Annotated in this window: 14 protein-coding genes and 1 tRNA gene; 10 read left to right on the top strand and 5 right to left on the bottom strand. The window is 41.2% G+C overall.

The features are described from left to right. Positions 1 to 16: 16 nt before the first annotated feature. A complete protein-coding gene (locus SD427_RS15480; protein ID WP_320558696.1) occupies positions 17 to 3,199 on the top strand; it encodes an efflux RND transporter permease subunit in 3,183 nt (1,060 codons plus the stop codon). Positions 3,200 to 3,502: 303 nt separating this feature from the next. Next, on the top strand, positions 3,503 to 4,915 hold the full coding sequence (locus tag SD427_RS15485; RefSeq protein WP_320558697.1) for an efflux transporter outer membrane subunit: 1,413 nt from the start codon (positions 3,503 to 3,505) through the stop codon (positions 4,913 to 4,915). A 206-nt stretch (positions 4,916 to 5,121) separates the two neighbouring features. Here the strand turns inward: SD427_RS15485 and miaA are convergent, their stop codons facing one another. After that, complete coding sequence (miaA, locus tag SD427_RS15490; RefSeq protein ID WP_320558698.1) at positions 5,122 to 6,042, bottom strand: tRNA (adenosine(37)-N6)-dimethylallyltransferase MiaA; 921 nt, start codon at positions 6,040 to 6,042, stop codon at positions 5,122 to 5,124. A gap of 255 nt (positions 6,043 to 6,297) precedes the next feature. Between miaA and SD427_RS15495 the strand changes: the two genes are divergently transcribed. The 3 genes from SD427_RS15495 to nadA all read left to right on the top strand — a co-directional run bounded on the left by SD427_RS15495 (position 6,298) and on the right by nadA (position 8,926). Then, complete coding sequence (locus tag SD427_RS15495; protein ID WP_320558699.1) at positions 6,298 to 7,155, top strand: YicC family protein; 858 nt, start codon at positions 6,298 to 6,300, stop codon at positions 7,153 to 7,155. Between the two features lie 86 nt (positions 7,156 to 7,241). After that, positions 7,242 to 7,805, top strand: coding sequence for a guanylate kinase (gmk, locus tag SD427_RS15500; protein ID WP_320558700.1), 564 nt, complete (start codon positions 7,242 to 7,244; stop codon positions 7,803 to 7,805). A gap of 101 nt (positions 7,806 to 7,906) precedes the next feature. Continuing rightward, the gene (nadA, locus tag SD427_RS15505; protein ID WP_320558701.1) at positions 7,907 to 8,926 is read left to right on the top strand and encodes a quinolinate synthase NadA; all 1,020 of its coding nucleotides are present in this window, start codon (positions 7,907 to 7,909) and stop codon (positions 8,924 to 8,926) included. A 72-nt stretch (positions 8,927 to 8,998) separates the two neighbouring features. Here the strand turns inward: nadA and SD427_RS15510 are convergent, their stop codons facing one another. Next, positions 8,999 to 9,208 carry a hypothetical protein gene (locus tag SD427_RS15510; RefSeq protein WP_320558702.1) on the bottom strand — a complete coding sequence of 70 codons (210 nt, stop codon included), beginning with the start codon at positions 9,206 to 9,208 and terminating at the stop codon, positions 8,999 to 9,001. Positions 9,209 to 9,268: 60 nt separating this feature from the next. Between SD427_RS15510 and folB the strand changes: the two genes are divergently transcribed. The 4 genes from folB to SD427_RS15530 all read left to right on the top strand — a co-directional run bounded on the left by folB (position 9,269) and on the right by SD427_RS15530 (position 11,696). Beyond that, positions 9,269 to 9,637, top strand: coding sequence for a dihydroneopterin aldolase (gene folB / locus SD427_RS15515; RefSeq protein WP_320558703.1), 369 nt, complete (start codon positions 9,269 to 9,271; stop codon positions 9,635 to 9,637). Between the two features lie 18 nt (positions 9,638 to 9,655). After that, positions 9,656 to 11,029: a DUF4403 family protein gene (locus SD427_RS15520; protein WP_320558704.1), complete on the top strand. Its 1,374-nt coding sequence runs from the start codon at positions 9,656 to 9,658 to the stop codon at positions 11,027 to 11,029. 27 nt (positions 11,030 to 11,056) lie between these two features. Next, entirely contained in the window at positions 11,057 to 11,566 is a 510-nt protein-coding gene (locus SD427_RS15525; protein WP_320558705.1) for an RDD family protein, read from the top strand. A gap of 59 nt (positions 11,567 to 11,625) precedes the next feature. Beyond that, positions 11,626 to 11,696 (top strand) — tRNA-Cys (locus tag SD427_RS15530). Between the two features lie 500 nt (positions 11,697 to 12,196). Here the strand turns inward: SD427_RS15530 and SD427_RS15535 are convergent. Further along, entirely contained in the window at positions 12,197 to 12,475 is a 279-nt protein-coding gene (locus SD427_RS15535) for a hypothetical protein (protein WP_320558706.1), read from the bottom strand. Positions 12,476 to 13,677: 1,202 nt separating this feature from the next. Continuing rightward, positions 13,678 to 17,448, bottom strand: a complete 3,771-nt coding sequence (locus SD427_RS15540; RefSeq protein ID WP_320558707.1) for a fibronectin type III domain-containing protein — start codon at positions 17,446 to 17,448, stop codon at positions 13,678 to 13,680. Between the two features lie 789 nt (positions 17,449 to 18,237). Here SD427_RS15540 and SD427_RS15545 point away from each other — a divergent pair. Next, positions 18,238 to 19,071, top strand: coding sequence for a glycosyltransferase family A protein (locus SD427_RS15545; protein WP_320558708.1), 834 nt, complete (start codon positions 18,238 to 18,240; stop codon positions 19,069 to 19,071). Between the two features lie 97 nt (positions 19,072 to 19,168). Here SD427_RS15545 and SD427_RS15550 read toward each other — a convergent pair whose 3' ends face one another. After that, entirely contained in the window at positions 19,169 to 19,573 is a 405-nt protein-coding gene (locus SD427_RS15550; protein WP_320558709.1) for a hypothetical protein, read from the bottom strand. Between the last annotated feature and the right edge of the window lie 20 nt (positions 19,574 to 19,593).

A 19,593-nucleotide genomic window follows, 5' to 3' on the forward strand; every position in this document is an offset into this window, starting at 1 on the left:
TAAAAATAAACTTCTTATGTTAAAACAATTTATAGAAAGACCGGTACTTTCAACGGTTATCTCCATCATACTCTTATTACTGGGGGCTTTGTCCCTCTTTAATTTACCCATTGCCCTCTTTCCTGATATTGCGCCGCCGAGTGTTCAGGTGACTGCATTTTATCCGGGAGCAAACGCGGAAGTGGTAGCCCGTTCGGTAGCCACACCGATTGAAGAAGCCGTAAACGGTGTTGAGAACATGACCTACATGACCTCAAACTCCAGTAATGACGGAACCATGACCCTGAGCGTATTTTTCAAACAGGGATCCGATGCAGATAATGCAGCCGTAAATGTTCAGAACCGCGTATCCAAAGCGATGAGCCAGCTTCCGCAGGAAGTGGTACAGGCGGGAATCTCGACGCAGAAAGTCCAGAACAGCATGATTATGTTCATGGGATTGTCAAGTGATGACCCGAAACAATACGATGAACTTTTCTTACAGAATTATTTAAAAATCAATGTCATTCCTCAAATCCAGCGTATTCCGGGTGTTGCTCAGGCACAGGTTTTCGGAACAAGGGATTATTCCATGAGGCTCTGGCTTAAACCGGACCGATTGGCTGCCAACAACCTTTCTCCGCAGGAAGTATTGAACGCAGTGAAAGACCACAACCTGGAAGCTGCCCCGGGACGTCTCGGACAGGGAAGCAAGGAAACGTATGAATATATTTTAAAGTACAAAGGCAAATTAAACAAAAACGAGGATTATGAAAATATTGCCATCAAAGCGAACAGCGACGGTTCTTTCTTAAGGCTGAAAGACGTGGCAAGGGTAGAATTCGGTTCCTACACGTATACGGCAGCCAACAGGGTGGACGGCAAACCTGTGGCCGGATTTGCCATCCTTCAGACTGCAGGTTCAAACGCCAATGAGATTTTAACGGAAATTGAAAGCCAGGTTGAAGAACTGAAAACAAACCTTCCGAAAGGGGTTGAACCGATCATCATGTACAATTCCAAGGACTTCCTGGATGCGTCGATCCATCAGGTAGTGGAAACGTTGGTTATTGCATTTGTGCTTGTATTTCTTGTGGTGTATATTTTCCTTCAGGATTTCAGGTCGACACTTATTCCTGCAATTGCCGTTCCGGTGGCGATTATAGGTACATTCTTCTTCCTTCAGCTGTTTGGATTCAGTATTAATATGCTGACCTTGTTCGCCTTGGTTCTCGCCATCGGTATTGTGGTGGATGATGCCATTGTTGTGGTTGAAGCGGTCCATTCCAAAATGGAGCATACGGGAATGCCGGTAGAACAGGCCACCGTACATTCAATGAGTGAAATTTCCGGGGCGATTATTTCCATTACCCTGGTGATGTGTGCCGTGTTTATCCCGGTTGGCTTCATGCAGGGGCCGGCGGGCGTTTTCTACAGGCAGTTTGCCTTTACCCTGGCCATTGCGATTATGATTTCTGCCGTTAACGCGTTGACATTAAGCCCGGCCTTATGTGCTATGTTCCTCAATGATCCCCAGGGAGCACACGGTGAACATGGGAAGAAAACAGGTTTCGGAGCAAGGTTTTTCAACGCCTTCAATGCGAGCTTCGATAACATGACCAGGAAATATATTTACAGCCTTAAATTTTTAATCAAAAATAAATGGGTTGCCATCAGCGGTCTGGTGGTCCTGATTGCAGCCAGTGTTTTCTTAATCAACAGAGCGCCGTCAGGATTTATCCCGACAGAAGATCAGGGATTCGTTCTGTATGCGGTGAACACACCTCCGGGAAGTTCACTGGAAAGAACACACAAAGCTACCGAACAGATTGATAAAATCATCAACAGCGAAAAAGCCAAAAACCACCTTTGGGTAGCCGACGGCATGAACTTCATCAGTAACTCCAACGCTTCTCCCTACGCGGCAGGATTCATTAAACTGAAAGATTACGGAGACCGCGGCGAAATGAAAGACCCTGATCAGATCGCAGCGGCACTCACAGGAAAAGTAGCGCAGGTGAAAGATGCCAATGCTTTCTTTTTCAACTTCCCTACGGTTCAGGGATTCGGTAACGTTTCCGGTTTTGAGTTTATGCTTCAGGACAAGACCAACGGTTCATTCGAGCAGCTGGGAACCACCACCCAGGCATTTATCGGAGAACTGATGAAGCGGCCGGAAATTGCGTTTGCCTTTACCACGTATGCAGCAGGGAATCCTCAGTATACGATTGATGTAGATTCTGATAAGGCCAATCAATTAGGGGTTTCCATCACGGAACTGATGCAGACGATGCAGATTTATTACGGAAGCAGCTTCGTGTCAGATTTCAACAGGTTCGGGAAATATTACAGAGTGATGGCACAGGCGGATATTCCTTACCGTACCGATGCCAATTCCCTGGAAGGGATTTATGTTAAAAATAAAACAGGCGAAATGGTTCCTGTAAAAACACTGGTGACTTTAAAAAGAACTTTCGGGCCTGAAACGGTGACCAGAAACAACTTATTCAATGCTGTTACCATCAACGGAACGCCAAAGCCCGGCTACAGTACCGGTGATGCGATCAAAGCTGTGGAAGAAACTGCCCAGAAATCACTGCCGAGAGGTTTCGGATACGAGTGGACAGGGATTACCCGCGAGGAAATCAAAACGGGCGGGCAGACCACTTTCATCTTTGCATTAAGTATCCTGTTCGTGTATTTCTTACTGGCAGCACAATATGAAAGCTACATCCTTCCGTTTGCGGTTATTTTAACGATACCAACGGGGATTTTCGGGGTATTTGCCTTCACGGGATTAGCCGGAATCGACAATAACATTTATGTTCAGGTCGGATTGATCATGCTCGTCGGGCTGTTGGCGAAAAATGCCATTTTGATTGTAGAATTTGCAGTGCAGAGAAGGAAAGCAGGAAGGTCATTGATCGAATCCGCGCTCCAGGCTTCAAGGCTGCGTCTAAGGCCGATCCTGATGACTTCATTCGCATTCATTGTTGGGATGCTTCCGCTGGTCTGGTCTCAGGGCGCGGCGGCAAAAGGCAACCACTCAATCGGGATCAGTACTGTAGGAGGCATGTTTACCGGGGTTGTATTCGGGATTTTCATTATTCCGGTGATGTTTGTGATCTTTCAGTATTTACATGAAAAAATGCCGAGCAGAAAAAAGAAAAGACTTCAGAAACAGAAACCTGATGCAGAACTTTTAGCAGCCGCCCATTAATAAAAAGGATTTATAAACTTTGAGAATTCTAAACCATTAAGATGTTACCAAGAGGTTAAGAATATTAAGATGAGTTTCGTTTAAAGAACAATTCTTAAGAATCTATTTGATTTCTCTTAACGCTTAAATGTTCAATAAAGCAATACAATTTCTATTGTCAAAGAGCTGTTTGCCTGAATTTTCTCAAAGTTTGTATTCAGTTAAAAGTCATCGTAAGAATTATACAATCGATTTGATTGAAATATAAGTCCAATGAAGATATCGTGATTGCATAATGACCTTTAAAACCATAAATATCAACCTATGAAAAGAATAAAAAATATCATCATCGCATTTTCGCTGGCTTTAGGCTCGGTTTCCTGTGTGTCTAAACTGGCATTCAAAGAACCTGAACTTGAGCTTCCGGAAACCTTTAAATATACCGCAACTGCCGATACCGCGAGTGTTGCCAACCTGGAATGGAGGCAGTTTTTCAGTGACCCAATGCTGCAGAATTTAATCGAAAAAGGGATTAAAAACAATTACGATCTGCAGATTGCTTTAAAACAGGTGGCTTCTTCACAGGAAAGGCTGAAACAGGCGAAATACCTTCAGTACCCGGATGTCGGTTTCGGGGTTTCTGCGCAGATTTCAAGGCCTTCCAAAAACAGCATGAACGGGCAAAGCCTCAATTTATTTTTAGGACAGAGCCACGTGGAAGATTACAATGCAGCATTTAACCTTTCCTGGGAAGCAGACATCTGGGGAAAGATTAAAAACCAGCAGGAAGTTTCGAGGATGCAGTATTTGCAGACTTATGAAGCCACAAAAGCCATCCAGACCCAGGTAGTGGCAGCCATTGCCCAGGGATACTATAATCTGCTGATGCTGGACAAACAGCTGCAGATTGCAAAATCCAATCTGGAACTCAGCACCAACACCCTTTCTCTTACAGAAAAATTATGGCAGAGCGGCGATACCACTTCTTTGGGGGTCCAGCAGGCTACGGCACAAAAGCAGTCGACAGAACTTCTGATTACCCAGCTGGAACAGAACATTGCGATTCAGGAAAATGCATTGAGTATTCTGGTAGGCGAAAATCCGAATCAAGTCAACCGAACGATTGAAATGTCGGACACTTCTTTACCACAGGATATTTCTGCGGGGCTTCCGGCAGCCATGGTAAGCCGCCGTCCCGATGTCCGTCAGCAGGAACTGGTTTTGCTGGAATCCAATGCGGCAGTAGGGATTGCCCAGGCCAGCATGTATCCGGCACTGAGAATTACAGCCAATGGCGGGGTCAACTCATTTAAAATCGATAACTGGTTCCAGATCCCAGCATCCTTATTCGGGTCTGTTCTCGGAGGCCTGACCCAGCCTGTTTTCCAGAAAAGACAATTAAAAACGGACCTCAATGTGGCTAAGATCCAGAGGGAGAAAAACGTATTGGCCTTCCGTCAGTCGGTTTTAAATGCAGTAGGTGAAGTTTCTGATGCGCTAGTGTCCAATGAAAGCCTGAAAGTTCAGGAACAAAAAGCCACAGAACAGGTAACGACTTTGAAAAACGGAATTAAAAGTGCCGAAATGCTGTACAAAGGCGGTATGGCCAATTACCTGGAAGTGATTACGGCTCAGGGGAATTCCCTGCAGGCTGAACTGAATCTGGCGTCCGTAAAAAGACAGCGGCTCAGCAGCATTGTAGATCTGTACCGGGCTTTAGGCGGCGGCTGGAAGTAGTCAGTTTAATTATATTGTTTGAAGTGCGGTCTCTCGGGACCGCATTTTTTTTTACCTGAAGCTTTCGTAACATTCGAATTGTTGTTAAAACAAAGTGAAGCTTGAAATCTAACCTAATAATTCAAAAATTAATGAAATAACATTTAGACATCCTTCATTGAAAAAGACTTCTTATCAAACCATAATTTAAATAACTATACAAACTATTATTTTAAAGCCTGCTGATTAATATATCCAATCAATCGGTTAAAATCCTCTTCAGAATAGCCCAGCTGCAGATAATAAATATCATCCGCCTTACGGTACCAGGTCAATTGGCGTTTTGCATACCTCCGGCTGTTCTTTTTAATCTCGGAAACGGCAAAATCCAGGTCCCACTCGCCATCAAAATATTTGAACAATTCAGCGTAGCCCACTGTTTTCAGCGCCGTCAGGTCTTTAAACGGTTCAAGATTTCTCGCTTCTTCCAACAGTCCTCTTTCCATCATAAGATCCACTCTCCTGTTGATCCGGTCGTACAATTCCTCCCTCGGGGCTTCAATCCCGATACGGATCACATTGAAATCCCGGGCATCCTGCGAAACGGCAATCTGTTCAGAATATTTCTTATCCGTCTGCCACATCACGTCAATTGCCCGCAAAAGCCTCCGGTGGTTATGGATATCCACCACTTCAAAATATTCGGGATCGAGCTCTTTCAATACTTCCTGAAGCTTTTCCAGACCTTCATTTTCGAGGATATCCTGCAGTTTTTTCTGGTTTTCTTCATCCGCTTCCGGCAGATCATTCAGGCCTTCAATCACCGCTTTTTCATACATCATACTTCCCCCTGCCAGAATAACGGTATCGTATTTTTTAAAAAGTCCGTTGAGTTTCCGTAAGGCATCTTCTTCATACTGTCCGATGGAATAGTATTCCTGAACCGAAAGATGGCCGATGAAATGATGCGGCGCTCCTGCCAGTTCTTCTTCAGAAGGCGCTGCAGTACCGATTTCCATCCCTTTAAAAAATTGCCGGGAGTCACAGGAAACAATCTCTGTACTGAAATGTTTGGCCAGGTCTATGGCCAGCCGTGTCTTTCCTATTCCGGTGGGCCCGACAACAGAAATCAGATTTTTCTTTTTCACTGCGCTAATTTACGAAATTGAGATAATTTGAACTTATTTTTTAAAATGCCAAAGAAAATGTTAATCTGCTAGAAGAGGCAAGTTTCGAGATGGAAGTTTAGATTCGTCAAAATATCGCCTGCAGTCATCATAGGATGGGATGAAGATATTTGTATTCTTTTGTATCTGTTACCCGCTTCCCGTTTCCTGTCTCCGGCTTCCACATTAGTTAAACTATAGACTTAAATGTTTATCTTTGTAAAACAATAAAAAACTATGATTTTATCAATGACCGGATTCGGCAGGGCCGAAGATGTTTTTGAAGGCAAAAAGATTACCATCGATATCAAGTCACTGAACTCTAAGAGCTTTGATTTAAATATTAAAATACCTTTACGCTATAAAGAAAAAGAATTCGAGATCAGAAAAATTCTCAATGACAGGATTATCCGCGGAAAAGTGGACTGTTATGTCAACATAGAAAATCTGGAAGAGACCAACGATGTGAAAATCAATAAAAGCTTGATTGATTCCTATATCAATGAACTTCGGAGCATCGCATCAGATGCTCCTGATTTTGAATACCTTAAAATGGCGGTACGTCTTCCGGACGCTATTACGTCAAGACCGGACGAACTGTCTGAAGGCGAATGGGAATCTCTGGCAAAAATTGTGCATGCTGCGGTAAACCGTTTTGAGGAATTCAGGAAAACGGAAGGAAAAATCCTGCATGAGGAACTGGAAAGAAACCTTCAGAATATTGATAAGAATCTTAGCGCGGTTATCCCTTTTGAAGAAGTAAGGATTCAGAGCGTAAAAGAACGTTATCAGAAGTCCTTAAAAGAATTCGAGAACGTGGATGAGACCCGTTTTTATCAGGAAATGGCCTATTTCACAGAAAAACTGGATATTTCCGAGGAAAAAGTAAGGCTTGCCCAGCATCTGAAATACTACAAGGAAGTTATGGACCATGAAGACTTCAACGGGAAAAAACTCGGCTTCATTTCTCAGGAAATCGGAAGGGAGATCAATACGCTGGGATCAAAAGCCAACCATGCCGAAATACAGAAACTGGTAGTGATGATGAAGGATGATCTGGAAAAAATTAAAGAACAAACGTTAAACGTTTTATAAAGTGATAAGTTATTAATGATGAGTTAAAAATCGCTTTGCGGATTTTGAAGCTCATCATTTAAAACGCATAATTCATAACTAAAAAAATGAATAAGGTGATCATATTTTCGGCACCGTCCGGAAGCGGAAAAACCACACTGGTAAAACATGCCCTGGAGGCATTCAGTGAACTTCAGTTTTCCATTTCATGCACAACAAGACCGCCGAGAGGCAGCGAGCAGCATACAGTGGACTATCATTTTTTAACCCCTGAAGAATTCAGGCAGAAAATCACAGAAGATGCTTTTGTGGAATTTGAAGAGGTATATACTGATAAATATTACGGAACCTTAAAATCTGAAGTCGAAAAAATCTGGGAACAGGGAAAAGTGGTGATTTTTGATGTGGACGTCAAAGGCGGGATTTCTTTAAAAAAGTATTTCGGGGATCAAGCCATGTCGGTTTTCATCGAACCGCCTTCTGTTGAAGAACTGGAACGGAGATTGATCTTAAGGAATACGGATGATGCGGAAACCATCAGGACCCGTGTGGAAAAAGCGGAAGAAGAAATCTCTTATGCCGGAAAATTTGACAAAATCGTCGTTAATACGGACCTGGACGAAGCCAAACAGGAAATAGAAAGTTTAATACAAAAATTTATAGAAAGTTAAAGGCCGGATGATGGAAGTTGGAGGCTTGGCGTTTAATAATTTACGTCAGAATTTTAATTTCTGAAATCTAACTTCTATAATCAAAAAATATTGGGGTTGATATGAGTACCGAAACATTAGAAAAAGCAAAATCTGCAATTCCTGTAAGGGGATTTCTGGATATAAAAGATCTTATTATTCCTGAAGGGGAAGAACTGGTAAAAGCAATTCTTCAGCTGAAAGAAGAAAAAAACGCCGTCATTCTGGCACATTATTATCAGCCCGGAGAGATCCAGGATATTGCCGATTTCCTGGGAGATTCGCTCCAGTTGGCCAGGCAGGCAAAAGATACCAATGCAGATATGATTGTATTCTGCGGTGTCCATTTTATGGCAGAGGCCGCAAAAATCCTGAATCCTACGAAAAAAGTAGTCCTTCCCGATACGATGGCCGGATGTTCTCTGGCAGACGGATGCTCAGGTGAGGGCCTGAGGAAAATGCGTGAGCAGCACCCGAATGCACTTATTGCAACATATATCAACTGCAATGCTGAAACCAAAGCGGAAAGTGACATCATTGTTACCAGTTCCAATGCTGAAACAGTGATTGAAGCACTGCCTAAAGACCGCCCGATTATTTTCGCTCCGGATAAGAATTTAGGAAGATATTTATCTCAAAAAACAGGTCGTGATATGATCCTGTGGGACGGAAGCTGTATCGTACATGAGGCATTTTCGATGGAGAGAATCGCGAAACAGCTGGCTGATAATCCGGATGCAAAACTGATTGCTCACCCCGAAAGTGAAGAGGCCGTTTTAAAGCTGGCCCATTTTATCGGTTCTACCTCTGCCCTGCTGAATTTTGTGGAACAGGATGACTGCCGGAAATTCATTATCGCAACTGAGGAAGGGATCCTTCACGAAATGAGAAAACGCGCCCCGCACAAAGAACTGATCCCGGCTCTGGTTTTTGATGAAAGCTGCAACTGTTCGGAATGTTTCTATATGAAGCGCAACACAATGGAAAAACTGTACTTGTGCATGAAGTATGAACTTCCGGAAATCCTTATCGATGAAGAATTGCGACTGAGGGCCCTGAAACCGATTGAAGCCATGCTTGATCTTTCGAAAAGCATAAAATAAATGAAAGGCTATCTGTTACGGATAGCCTTTTGATTTGATTGCTGATCAACTTTTTGTTTGCTTTTAAAAAAACTACTGCGGATCAGAGTTAATGCAGAGGCTGCTTACAAAGACACAGTTTTTACAGCGGCTTGGCAGCACGTTATAATCTTCACAGGAATGATCAAAACCATTGGATGAACCTCCCGGACCATAACCTCCCGCAGGGCAACCGCCGCAGGTAAGTGCCGCTCCGTTTATTTGGCATAGGTCTCCTCTTTTTAATTTTTTCAGATTTTTCATAAAAATTTAATTTTTGTTTGACCTGTTAAATATATTACTTTTGTTATATACAATCAGCTTATGAGTAAGATATTTCTTGAAGAGGTGAAAATTTATGCCTGCCACGGTGTCCTTCCGGAAGAGAACAGCATCGGGACATATTATATCCTTGATGTTGAACTTCACACCGATCTGTGGAAAGCCGCAGCATCAGACGATCTGACCGATACGATAAGTTATGCAGACGTCAACGATATTATCCACAGCGAAATGAAGATCAACTCCAGGCTGCTGGAGCATGTGGCCGGAAGAATCATTCATAAAATTCACGAAAATTTTTCAGGGATTTCTTATATTAAACTGAAAATCACCAAAACAGCACCGCCTATGAAAGGGGAGATGAAGGGTGCCGCAATTGAGCTGGAAAAAAGTTTTAAGCCTGTAAATTAATTGATTACTTTTGTTTAAATGACACTGTTGAGAATCCTGACCTTATTTTTTCTGGCTGCTTCTGTGTATGTTTTCGGACAGACCGCAACGGGCAGCGAGCCCGGCTCCTATAATTTCCCAAAATTAAAATCCAGCATTACCATGCCGGTTATCATCCCGCTTTCGGAGATCGGCAATATGGTCAATGCTTCTGTAAAAGACCTGGTCTATCAGGATGACTCGTATACTGATAACAACAACGACCAATTTAAGGTAAAGGTCTGGAAAACCCGCCCGATACGGCTTGTAGGAGGTACCAGCCAGAACCTGCTGATTGAAGTGCCTTTAAAGATCCAGGCAGAAAAAGGTATCGGTACTTTGGGGATCTATACGTACCAGAGCACGACTTTTGAAACGGTCATGTCCTTTAACACCACCCTTAATTTTAAAAATGACTGGACGGTTACCACAGCGACTAAGCCGAACGGCTTCAGATGGGTTATCAAACCGACCCTGGACTTCGGCAAAATACACATCCCGATTACGCCTCTGGTTGAAAAAAGCTTAAAAGAACAGCAGGAGAAATTCTGTAAAACCATTGATCAGCAAATGGCATCCCAGCTTAATTTCCAGCAGTATGCTGTGATGGCCCTGAATGCTTTTTCCAATCCGTTTCCCATTTCAGAAGAATACAATACGTGGCTGAAAGTTACGCCGCTCAGCGTACATGTGACCCCGTTAAAATTCTACGGGAACCAGATTGATACTTACCTGGGGATTGATGTGTATTCCGAGACTTTTACCGGAACCAGGCCGCCATCTTCACCTGTTGTAAAAACCGCTCCTGATTTTACCTTTGTTCCTGTTCCGGCAGACCAGTTCCTGGTCCAGACCACCGCGAATATCCCGTTTTCGGAAGCCACGCTTATTGCCCGGAATCTGTTTTTAAATAAAGCATATGACGTAAGAGGATCTGCCGTAAAAATAAAAGATATAAAAGTGTACGGCGCTGATGACCGGGTGATGATTGAAGCGGAAACGGAAGGGTACATTACCGGGCGCGCTTTCATTTCAGGGATTCCGGTTTATGATGAATCTAAAAAGAAAATTGTTCTTTCCAATACGAAGTTTAATTTAAAAACTTCAAATATATTACAGAAAACGGCTACGCTGCTGTTTCGCGGGAAGATTGTGAAAACCATTGAAGATGAGTACGGAATTCCGACAGTGGATCTGGAAAATACATCAAAGAAAAGCATAGAAGAAGCTTTTAACAAAGAATATTACAAAGGCCTTAAAATGAACGGAAAGGTTTTCAGCCTTAAACCGGGCACTATTTTTATGAACCCGTCCGGAATTACTGCTGTCATTGATACCAAAGCCAATCTGCGCCTTACCCTTAACGGAATTTGAAACTAACTAAAAACCATAATTTAAAGCATGAGAAAATATTTACGGATTGTCGACCGCAACAGAGCCACGAAATGGACCAGATTGGCCAATTTTATTATTGACCGGGTTATTTTTAACCTGTCTTTTATGATTATAGGATTTATAGGCGTATTCATAGACAAGCTTCTGGGATCTTATTATATTTCTGCCTTTTTTCTGAAGCTGTCTGAAGTCAACCGCCTTGTTGACATCGTGATTACTTCCCTTCTGTTTTTTGTCTATACTTTTTTAATGGAGTACTTTACCAAAGGAAGGACGATCGCAAAGTACATAACCGGAACCAAAGTGATTACTACGGACGGACAAACCCCTACCCTGAATGAATTTTTTATCAGAAACATTTCAAGGCTGGTACCTTTCGATGCTCTTTCTTTTTTGGGAGAAAACGGCTGGCACGACAGCTGGAGCGATACACGCGTTATCAGCATTAAAAATTATGAGTCTGAAAGACAGGCAAAAAGCGAAATAGAAGACATCGGCACGAAAGAAATTGCCTGAAAATTTTTATCGGATCATATATTTTGCTATATTTGCACACCTGAAAATGGTAAAGACATGGTACTTTGGCCGAGCGGCTAGGCAGTGGTCTGCAACACCATCCACAGCGGTTCGAATCCGCTAGGTACCTCATAAAATCCCTACTCTATTAATTTAGCTTAGGGATTTTTTTATTGCCGGTTCTGACTATAATTTTGAAATAAAGAACCTGGATCTGAAACTTTTCTGTCTGAGTGAACTTCCGTAAAAAAATAAATTTCAAAAATCTTAGAGCCTGTCCAAGAATAGTAATTTTACATTTCTTATAATGGATTTTACCTATTATATTAAATATAAACTCACAGATTGAGCTGATTCAATAGATTTTTCATTGTATTTAAATCCGCGTAACTACCATAATTTACAGTAAGTTATACTCTTCAGCCAAATTTAAACAGACTTTAATTGAATTACAAGTAATTTTACCTGTCTACATCAAATCAGAGCATCATATGGGTATACAAATGTCCTATTCCACTAAAGCTACAGCTGTTAAGATGTTGTTCCTTAAATACTTTAGATAAATAAGCAGTCAAATTTCTTCATGAAATTATAGAGTTTAAGCCTGATTACGAAGCAGATTGATGACTATTATTTTACAATCTTTTCAATTCGGGCCTTGGCACAATGGAAAGCTTCTTCAGCTTCTTCATAGAAAATTTTCAAAGATATTTCAAACCCGCTGGCCATAAAATAGGTCACATGGCCTTCCAGGTTAAAGCTCAGGAATCCAATATGGTCTGCGTTGATAACTAATGGCTTGCCCAGAACCTTGGCACCTTCAATTGAGTTGGGTCTCCTTACATGAATTACATGAGATGCCTTTAGATAGATCAACCCACCAGATGTTGTTTTAACTATATATGACACAGATAATTTTTTGTAAAGATACAATTTTATCCAAGCACAAAAAACCCCCGGCCAAAGCAGAGGATTAAATGAAAAAATTAATATGTAAGTGATGGTGTTTTGTTTAAAAATATTCCCTGATAATTCTGAGAATATACAAGAGTAAAAACTCCCTATGGTGATCTTTAACAGTTGTGATGGATTATTCAAGTATGATGCCAGGAATAGTAAAATCCCTGTCTTTCCTATCAATAAAAGCATAAAATTTCAGGACAGAAAGGCATACCGTGTTTTCAGATAAAAAAACCCCTCATAAGAGGGGTTAAACTACTGAGATATTTCTAACATTTATATGTTATTGTCATAAAATTATAAATTAAGTCAGCACAAACTTATGATTTCAGTCAATAAAAAATCCCCACATTGCTGTGAGGATAAAATTAATAACCATGAAAACTCAATTAAGATTGAGAATCACTGCAAAGTTATTGAATTATTTTCATTAAACCCTATAATTCAGGCCTATAAAATTAGCACAGCCATATTTTTTTATTCACACAATATTGATTAAATTTGCAAAAACTAATCAATCATGACATTCAGCGAAGCATTAAAGTACAAAAAAAGCATCTTGAAAAATTTAAGTCCCTTTACAAAGACCCTCTATGATTATGTTATTATTCCGGATTTAGAAGAAGAAGGACAGAAATACTTAGACGACTTCCGGAAGTCACCTTCCCTTTTTCTTGATGAAAGCTGTAAGCGGTACAGCAGTAATTCTCAATTCAGGGTGTGCCTTCATACTAAAGATAATGATTCATCAGTAATAGGTCAGAGTCAGGATCAGTAAGCACTGACAGCAATGTGATCCTTTTGCGGCTACTCCAAAAAAAATCCCTGTATTGCTACAGGGATTAAAAACTAATAACCATGAAAACTCAAATTAAACATGAGTGACTACAAATGTATAAAATATCCTGTTTTCTATATGTGCAATACAGTTGCTAAACTGGTAAGTTAACAATTTTTATCAGAGATTAAAAAAGCATTAAGACAGTCATTAAAAACTTACATAAGTAAAAAACAGATATTAGAAACTGTTTTTCAAAAGTTTACCGTCTAAATATAAATCAAAGACAATTTCTGACATTATCAAAAATTTCGTTAAAAAAATAAGCCTTCATTGCTGAAGACTTATTTTATAAATGATTATCAATCCATTATTATTCTTTGATGAACTTTTTCTGGGCAGCGCCCTGAACATCATCAATATCAATTACATACACTCCGCTAATCAGGGTATGTACATCAACCTTATTATTTAAAATAATGCCTGATGATATAATCTGTCCGGTAGCATTATAAATCTTATAATTAGCCTTTCTGCTGATATTCTTCACATTCAGTACAGTTTTTACAGGATTCGGATATATTAAGATTTCATCCTGTTTAACGGGATTCTGGATTGCAGGCTTGGAGATCCTCACCGTATAATCTTCCACTTCACCGTCCGGGAAGCTGGTACAGTTTACAGGAATTCCGTCTTTCTGCATTGCTATCCTCATCACTACATATTTGAAATCGGTCATGCTGATAAAGGCATCAGCAGGCACAGAGAATGTTCCGCTTACCGTCTGGCTGTTATTTGGACCCGAAACCAATACCCTTTCATTAATATCAAAATATCCATTTCTGTTGAAATCAATCCATACGGCAACTCCGGCGTTGGTATTGCCTGATAATTTCTTTTCTATCGTAATCTTATTATTTGAAGAACCTTGGATCAATTCAATGAACTTATTGGTCACACCTGTATAATCCGTGTAATTTGAGCCTAAGGACTGATTCTGCATTTCCGGCTTTCCGTCCGGAGTTACTGTTACTTTTGAAATATAGTCAACCGTTGAACCGGTTGAGCCCATCTGGCAGTATGTAATAGTAGGGTTTGTAAACAGATACGGCGGGGTGTATGTTCCTGGTGTCCCGCTGCAGACATTTGCCACCTGCATTTCATACTGTGTTAATTCCGTTAAGCCGGTTAAAGTAACCGTATTGGCAGCAGAAGCAACTGACGTCCAGCTCGGGATACCTACTTTTCTGTATCTTAAGATATAAGTAGCCCCTGGAAACGGTTCCCATGTTATGGTTGCCGTGGTTGTGGTAAGACCTGTAATTGTGAGTCCCGGAGGCGCAATATCACATGTTCTTTCGGTAGTAAAGACTTTAGGGTTAGACCATGTATTTAATGTACTTTCATTATCACACATATTCGCAACCTGAACTTCATAGGCTGTATACACGTTCAGCCCGCTAATCGTATATGTATTGGCTGGAGCAAGAGGCAAAGGAATATTCGCACTCCATCCTGCAGCACCGCTTCCTACAATTCTGTATCTTAAGAAGTAGCTGGAGCTTGCAGCCAGCGGCGCCCATGTAATCAGCGCTGAAGTCGGCGTAATGTTACTGACCGTCACATTCGGCGGCGTTGGGTCGCATCTTGTTAAAAAGGTGTTGTGAGAATACGCCCCTGCAGTTCCGTTACAGATGGCCGCTACTTCAACTTCATACTGTGTAGCTGATAAAAGTCCTGTTAATGTCGTGGTATTAGTTGTTGCAGGCGAAGCCGCAGCTCCTACGCTTACCGTCTGCCATGTTGCAGTGCCTACGGGCCTGTAACGTACTGTATAGGTGGCACCGCCAATATCCTGGTTCCATGTTAACACCACTGAATTATAGGTAGGCGTACCTACCGTCACTATCGGAGTTGCATTGCTGCAGACACGCAGGATGATGTTATCAACGGCAGCCGGCGGCTGCGTCCCCGCACTTCCGTCATTCCTCCATTCAAATACAAGACGCATGGTCTGCCCTGCGAAGCTGCTGATATTCAGGGCAGGATTAAGAACAGTCTGCCATGCAGTCTGCTGGTTATAGTTGGTGCCGATCTGAATCCTTCCGGCTCCGGCAGTTATCTGTGTACCTGCAACCGGCGTAAAGGCAGCCGGAACAAGCCATACCCTCAAATAATCAAATGTACTTTCGCCCGCTGCCTTCCAGTCAAAAGAGAATGCAGCAACTGTAGTTCCTGCAGGGATGGCAATATCCCTGTAGGCATGAACCACACTTGTGGAACTTACGTTATAGGCATTTGTGGTCCCGCTGGTATTGGAAATATATACCGAGTTACCGGTATTTCCCGCAGCATTTCCATAAGTCCATTTGTTTACCTGGGTTCCTGCCGTAAAGCCTAAATCATTTCCGGTATTGAAATTCTGGATATACGGAAGGTTAGCCGGAACCTGGGTAGTTGTGAATCCGGGACCTGCTACCCAGAAACTTCTGTCCGGCCCTACACAAACCGAACGTACCCAGATATAATAAGTTGTGTTGGCTGCCAACAGCGTTAAGTTAAGGGTAGTGGTTGCAGATGAACCGGTGGGTACGGTTGCTCCGGTAGGCGCAACATTTGTTGTGGACAGATAATACTGGTAGCCACCAACCGGTGCAGGAGTTGGTGCCGTCCAGGTTGCAGTAGCCGTGGTGGTTCCAACTGTTGTTATGGTTATATTGGACGGTACTTTACAGGTAGGAATACTCAGGTTGATGTTATCAATAGCTGCAGGAGGCTGCGTCCCGCCGCTTCCGTCATTTCTCCATTCGAATACCAGGCGCATGGTCTGTGCCGAAAAAGAGCTTAAATTCACTGCTGTATTAAAGTAATTCTGCCATGAAGTCTGCTGATTAAAGTTCCCTCCGATCTGGATCCTTCCTGCCCCGGCTGTAATCTGGGTACCGGCTACAGGATTAAAGGAAGCAGGAACAAGCCATACCCTTAAATAATCAAAAGAACTTTCCCCGTCACACTTCCAGTCAAAAGACAAAGTAGCATCCGTAGACCCTGCAGGAACGATGATATCCCTGAAAGCATGGACCACACTGGTAGAAGAAACGTTATATGCATTTGCAGTCCCGTTGTTTGAAATATAAAGTGAACTGGCAGGATTTCCTGTTGCAGAACCATATACCCATTTATTGGCCATAGCCCCGTTAGTAAACTGCAGGTCATTTCCTGACGTGAAATTCTGTGTATAAGGAATAACAGCAGGCACCTGGGTTGTGGAAAAGGACGGACCGGCTATCCATACACTCTTATCAGTAACGCTGCACACGGAACGCACCCACCAGAAGTAAGTTGTACTGGCAGTAAGCCCTGTGGCCGTTGCAGAGGTTCCGGCATTTGCCGTTCCTGCTGTTGCAGCGGCAGGTGCTGTATTAACAGTACTTACGTAATATTCATATCCGTTTCCGGGAACAGCAGATGGAGCAGTCCATGATAAATTTGCTGAAACTGTAGTTACTGCTGATACGGCAGGCGCGGCAGGCGCAAGGCAGGTAGGAATACTCAGGTTGATATTATCAATTGCGCCAGGTGGCTGGTTCCCGACGCTTCCGTCATTTTTCCATTCAAATACCAATCTCATGGTACTTCCCGCATAAGCACTGATATTCAGGTTTATGGTGCTGAAATTCTGCCATGTGGTTTCCTGGTTGAACTGGCCAATCTGAACCCTTCCCGTTCCTGCTGTTATCTGAGTTCCTGCTGCAGGCGTAAATGTGGCAGGAACTGCCCAGACTCTCAAATAATCAAATGTACTTTCTCCGTCGCCTTTCCAGTCAAAAGAAAAATTAGCAGTTGCTGATCCCGCAGGAATGGTAAAATCCCTGTAGGCCTGTACGGTGCTGGATGAAGTTATTGTATAGGCATTGTCAACCCCATTATTGTTTGAGATATAAAGGGAGCTGCCTGTATTACCCGTCACGGCACCGTAAAACCACTTATTGGTCTGAGTTCCGTTAAGCAACGTGAAATCATTGGCGGTAGTAAAGTTTTGTGAATACGGCAATGTAGCAGGTGCCTGTCCATAAGCATCCGGCAGGGCACCTAAATTTAGCAGACACAGAAGAAGTACTAGAAAATTAGAAATTTTCTTCATAAGTTATCATTTAATATTAATCGTTGCAAATCTAAAATGTTTTTTAATAATATAAAGTATAAAGCAGGATGTATTTGTATATATACTGAATAATTGTGAAATAATTGTAGAATTATAAAGGTCCGTATGTAAAATAAACGTTCATTCTTTTATTTTATTATACCTGAAAAAATTCCAATAACTGAAACCGTTCCTTCATTGATATAATTCGCCGCGTAGTCAGGTAAAGGAAACTTAATACTTAAAAAGCTTATTTAATTATTAGACAGTAATGTGAAAATCTAATCCCGCTTTTTCCGAACTCAGAGATCAGCCTGTTTTTGTGTATTTTTGTATTGCCTCCTGATTCTTACTGGTTAAAAAAGTTTCTATTCAATATACTGATATAATTACGAATCGATAAAAAAAGGCCTCCTAATAAAAGAAGACCTAAAAACACAAATGATGAAAAAAATTTTGTAGTATCAATTAATTTAATTGTTTATAAAAATAATCTTAAAGTATATGGAATTTTATGAGTCAGATCATGTAATTCATGATTTCTACAAATTTATAGAATAAATTCTGTATTTTACGAAATTTTATTTAAACTTTATCAAATCAGAATTACTATTTTATCTTTAAAATATTTAAAATCAGCTATTTAATATTAAGCTAAATTGATAATTTTTATTTTTATCATCGAAATAATTCTATAATATAAAAAACTAATCCATTAATTAAATGATTTAGATCATAAGATTTTCACAGTAATTTACGTATATTTGTATTATATTAAATCAATAAAATGTGATTAAAATATCTATCCTGATTGCAAACTATAATAACGGAAAATATTTTAGTGAGTGTTACGAATCAATTATCTCACAGGGTTATGAAAATTGGGAAGTTATTATTGTAGACGACTGCTCAACGGATGATTCCACAGAAATTATTACCGGGCTTATAAAAGATGATCCCCGTTTCAGATTTTATCAGAATAACAAAAACAGAGGCTGCGGCTATACCAAAGGGAAATGCATAGATCTTTCCGAAGGAGAGCTTTGTGCATTTCTGGATCCTGATGATGCCTTATATTCCTATGCACTTGAACGCTCAGCAGACGAATTCAGAAAATCCGGGAATAATACCATTGCCGTGTATTCACAATTGATGTTCTGTGATGAAAAACTTAATCCGAGAGAAGTTTTTACGAAAATAAAACAGGTACGTAACCATAAACTTTTTTTTAATGCACCTATCCAGATTTCAGCATTTTTTATGTTTAAAAAGAATGCCTATCTTAAAACATCCGGCATCAACCCTACTCTTAAAAATGCGGTAGACCAGGATCTTTACCTTAAGCTTCTGGAAATCGGCGATGCCAGATTTATCAGTGAGGTTCTGTACAAATACAGACTCCACAGCAACGGAATTTCCCAGCAGACTTCCAAACAGAGTGCTAAAGAATCGTTTGCAAAGGTTATTCATGAATCCATGAAGAGAAGAAAGATTACTGCAATCCAGAATGTAAATGTTCCGGAAACCTTTACCACATCAGAAGAAATTTACGGCCTGCTAAATTATCAGACAAAGATGCCTTACCGCATTCTGACAAAAATAAGGACGAGCTTGCATATATAATTCTGCTCTCTTTCATCATATCTTATTAAAAAGCAAAACTCCTCATTTCTGAGGAGTTTTCTAATAAGGGTATAGGAGTCTAAAAAGCGTCCTTTTTTTATCTTGTCGTACCGCTTCCTGTACCTGTTGTACCTGTACCGGTAGTTGTATTGCCCGTACCTGTAGTACCTGTACCTGATGTAGTTCCGGTACCGGTTGTTCCCGTTCCTGTAGTTCCGGTTCCTGAAGAATTCTGCATACCGCTTCCGGTATTAGATCCGTTGGTATTCGGCATAGTCTGGTTAGTTGTTCCTGAACCTGTACCAGTTCCCTGGTTCATTGCGCTGTCACGAACACTTGCTGTTGTGTCCATTGCCGTTCCCGTGCCAGACATATCACCAGACATTGTGCCTGAAGTGGAAGCAGAATCACTCATCGTGTCATTTGCATTTTGTGTTTCCTGCTTTTTACAACTTACGGCAAAAAGGCTTAATCCTAGCGTTAATAGCATTACTTTTTTCATATAAAAATTTTTGATGGTCT

It is taken from the genome of Chryseobacterium sp. JJR-5R, from assembly GCF_034047335.1.
Classification (GTDB): Bacteria; Bacteroidota; Bacteroidia; order Flavobacteriales; family Weeksellaceae; genus Chryseobacterium.